The following is a 3688-nucleotide window of genomic DNA, read 5'->3' as shown; positions in this document are numbered from 1 at the left end:
ACGGCCGCAAAATGAAGCGGCCTTTTTCTGAATCTAATCAAGTTCAAAGCGACCCAAGTTGAGGACGCTGGACACGCGATATCCATAGGGTTTGCGGGCGGTTTTGCCCGAATCTTCGAGTTGAGACGGCTTGGGAGTGGACACGGACACGGTTCCGGGTCGCTGCTGCTGAGTAGCTCAACGACGATGGACGCATCCCTACAGCACACGACGCTGGGTACGTTGCATGAGGCCCGACACACCGCGGCCGATTGAACGCGCTTTGGGATGGGGGATGAGCGAGCCACGGAAGGCGGACTTATCTCTGTACGGAAGACGAACGGTCGGCGCAACCGGAGAAGAAACAGCGCATAACGATTACCGAGCAAATGGCCAAGGTCGTGCTGTCGAAAGACGGGGCACACGGGCGCGCGAGAGCGTGCTCTGGCCGGCGCGGTAGCCGTAGCAGCGGCAACAGCCGAGTCGCGCAGCGAAAACCGCGCGGTTGGACTGCTGGCAGCAGCGGGAAACAGCACACAACGACGAGAGGTTCCGCGAAGCGGGCCCGCGTTGATGTGTACCGGCAGTTAGTCAGCGGCGGTCACCACGCGAAGCGTGAGACTGGCAGCACGCAGCAATACGGACGGTCGATGCACGTCTCTTCCACGTGCGGGGCTATCGAATGGAATCGCTAAAGGACAGGAAGGCAGGACCCGGCGGGGATACGCAGGGTGCAACGCAGACAGCACTCGGGGATAGGCTCCCGGGGCATTCGGCGCGGCAGCAAACGGCGGCGCACCGCGCAAAGACAGCGCACGGTCGTCAAATTGGTTTCCACAAGAGGACAAGGCAGTGCTGAAGCCATCAAACAATTGCGTGCGTTCTCTGCGCCCCGGCGTTAGAGGCAGGATTGGACTTTGATGTCATCGCGGCAATTCGTACCAGCGACTGCGCGGAGGAGCCTAGTTCTACGAAACTCCTGCGGCGAGCGGCCTCGAGCTCGGTAACCCCGCAGGTTGCCCCGGACAACGCTGAAGGCCGGCGAGCGAACGCAATTCGGTCCCTTTCGGAGACGGGTTACAGGCAGGGCGGGCGGTACAAAAGGATCTTCACGGGCATAGACCATATGTTCGAAGCCGAGGTCGCGTGGTCGATGTGGCGACTTGCTGCGAGGTACGGATTTGACGATGCACGCTCGAGGCGAAGAGCGTTGCGACACGCGGCCATTGCTGGCTGGGCCGCCGGATCGTGGCCGCCGAGCGAATCGCTGCTTTACGGCGCCGCGCTAAACGGCGAGTTTGCAAGCGCGTTTGAGAGAGGCCGGAACATGTACCTAGCGGCGCGAGAAAAGCTGAACAAAAAGGGGGATTGAAAAGTGACGGTGACTGTCTACGTGAAAGGGATTCTGGCTGACTACCCGGGGTTACGTGCCGATTTCAAATCGGCGCTCGACCTGCTGTTCACCGCCAATGTGAACCGCGTCCACAGTCGTACGCGAATCAGCAGCAAGCCCCTGTCGGTCAAGACCCAGGACTACCGCCTGCGCAAGCTTTGCCGGTCGTTCGTCGAGCTGCGCGAAAACGGATTCGCGCTCCAGTCGCCGTATGCTCTCAAGGAGAAGCACATCGAGTTCCTTGTCACGCTCTGGCACAAGAAAGGCCAGAGCCCAGGGACGATCGAAAACAAGTTGACGTACTTCCGCGCGTTCGCACAGTGGATCGGCAAGCCCAATCTCGTCAGAAAGCTATCGGACTATATCGATAGGGATGAGCACGACTTCCATCGGTCCTATGTTGCGACGGAGGACAAATCGTGGGAAGGCAACGGCATTAATGCCGCATCAATCATCGACGACATCGCGAAGACCGATCCGGTGGTCGCCGTGCAGATGAAGTTGCAGTCAGCATTCGGGCTGAGGGTCGAGGAAAGCTTCCTGCTGAGGCCAATAGACGCAGTGCGCAAGGACGGCCGGCTTAATGTGGTTCACGGCACGAAGGGAGGTCGAGGACGCTCCGTCCCGATCGATTTCAAGCTTGATGTTCTGCGGGAAGCGGCAAACTACGTCAACAGCACTACCGGATCAACGATTCCGGATGGCTATACGAAGACCCAATGGAAGGACCACTTTTACACGGTGCTCAAGCGACACGGTGTGACGAAAGCCGGTCTGGGCGTTACCTGCCATGGCCTCAGGCACGAGTACCTGCAACAGATGTTTGCGCGATATGCGGGTGTTCCTGCGCCGATCAAAGGAAGCGACGCACGGGCGGACAAACGAATTCAAGATGAAGCAATGCAAGCGGTCGTCGAGGCGGCCGGGCACAGCCGCAAGCAAAAGGCGGGTGCTTACCTGTCGAGCTACTCTGTCCAGAGGAAACTAAAAACGCCAAAGGTGACGATTGATCAGGTCAACAATGCGCTCGCCGCTAGCAACGGCGAGAAGAAGGCTGCTGCCGCCGCTCTCGGCATCTCCAGAACGAGCCTGTACCGCATTTTACAATGCGAAAAGTTATCCGACTAAGGGGGGTGTGAATATCCGGATCATTTTGTAACACGCGTTTTTTTATTCGAATTCAACGAGTTGATCCTGGGTACTGTTTGAGTGGGACGCTCTCCGGAGAGCGTCACTTTCGCGTTTCAGTCCAAAAGCCAGCTCAACTGCGGACTTGTCATCGCGTGATACGTCAGGATCACGCCGAGGGCGAGCAGCGTAAGAAGCTGCGGCGCTAGTTTGTTGCGGAGTCGGTAGGCGGCGACGATGTACTGGCTGGGCGACATATTTGGTCCTTGTTTGCCGTGTCTAATTTGTAGGTCCCTTCAGTATGACCGGCACCGAATGAAGTCAAGTCACCAGCGGTTGCGGTCGGGGAGGTCATCGACCGCCTCGTTGACGCTGTTTTCAAAGTTGCCTTCGTCACCGCCGGTCGCGGGAATCCGGGGAAACTGGACCGAAGCGATTCCGTCAATGTATATGCGCTTCGCTAGCTGCTGCAGCTTTCGGTATCGCGCCGCATCGCGGAGGACTGTGTCGACTGGCCAGAACTCGCTCATTGTAATTTTGCTGTCGGCGATTTTCTTTGCGAGCATCTGGAAAATGGGCCCGCGTTTCTCCCAGTCGTCTTCGTTCCTCGAGAGAAGGTCAATCAGGTAAGCAGCGTCGACTGCGCTAATTTCTTTCCTGACGAGCTGCAGCAGATCTCCCTCGGTGGCTTTCGGCCGCCGCATCCGCGCATTCCAAATCTCGCCGGCCTTATCCAGTGCCGCGTAGCGGTCGTTGCCGATCGGGATCCAAGGCGTCTGCATCCCGCATTCTTCGCAGAAAATGCAGCAGACCTTCTCGTAGGGAACGTCGTACGGTGAGCGCGGTTCCATGTCTTGCATGGGCGGCGCCAGGCTGTTGCCGAGGCGAGCGAAGTCGCGCTCAGGAGCCGACGGACGGCCGACTAATCGCTGGGAGAATTTGAAAGACCACTTTCCGCCGCAATGGTCGCAGGGAAAAAGCTCGTCAGTCATGGCACTGTCCTGTCGCCGGCTCACCGGCGGTTCTAGTTTGTAAGCCGCCGTAAATTATAGCTACCCGCGTGAGGGCGCCCGACCGCGCTGGCTGAAAGTCACCTTTCCAGCCGGCACACTAGATTTTTCAGTGCCACGAGTTGCTTTTCGAGTTCATCGGCAGACAGTCGATGCAACTCCCGTTCGTCGTCGCTTA

General features: G+C 58.4%; 3 protein-coding genes. 1 reads left to right on the top strand and 2 read right to left on the bottom strand.

The annotated features are described in order from the left end of the window. Positions 1-1354 precede the first annotated feature (1354 nt). A complete protein-coding gene (locus tag NCT32_RS32115; protein ID WP_409241556.1) occupies positions 1355-2500 on the top strand; it encodes an integrase domain-containing protein in 1146 nt (381 codons plus the stop codon). A gap of 116 nt (positions 2501-2616) precedes the next feature. Here NCT32_RS32115 and NCT32_RS32110 read toward each other — a convergent pair whose 3' ends face one another. Continuing rightward, the gene (locus NCT32_RS32110; protein ID WP_250491223.1) at positions 2617-2757 is read right to left on the bottom strand and encodes a hypothetical protein; all 141 of its coding nucleotides are present in this window, start codon (positions 2755-2757) and stop codon (positions 2617-2619) included. Positions 2758-2826: 69 nt separating this feature from the next. After that, entirely contained in the window at positions 2827-3492 is a 666-nt protein-coding gene (locus NCT32_RS32105) for a Lar family restriction alleviation protein (RefSeq protein ID WP_250491222.1), read from the bottom strand. Positions 3493-3688 lie beyond the last annotated feature (196 nt).

Origin of the sequence: Caballeronia sp. INML2, assembly GCF_023631365.1 — a bacterium.
Lineage (GTDB): Bacteria > Pseudomonadota > Gammaproteobacteria > Burkholderiales > Burkholderiaceae > Caballeronia > Caballeronia turbans.
This window is presented reverse-complemented; position numbering and strand designations above follow the sequence as displayed.

Coding starts and splice junctions, on each gene's coding strand:
- NCT32_RS32110 (WP_250491223.1), bottom strand. CDS start 2,757: ATGTCGCCCAGCCAGTACATCGTCGCCGCCTACCGACTCCGCAACAAA.
- NCT32_RS32105 (WP_250491222.1), bottom strand. CDS start 3,492: ATGACTGACGAGCTTTTTCCCTGCGACCATTGCGGCGGAAAGTGGTCT.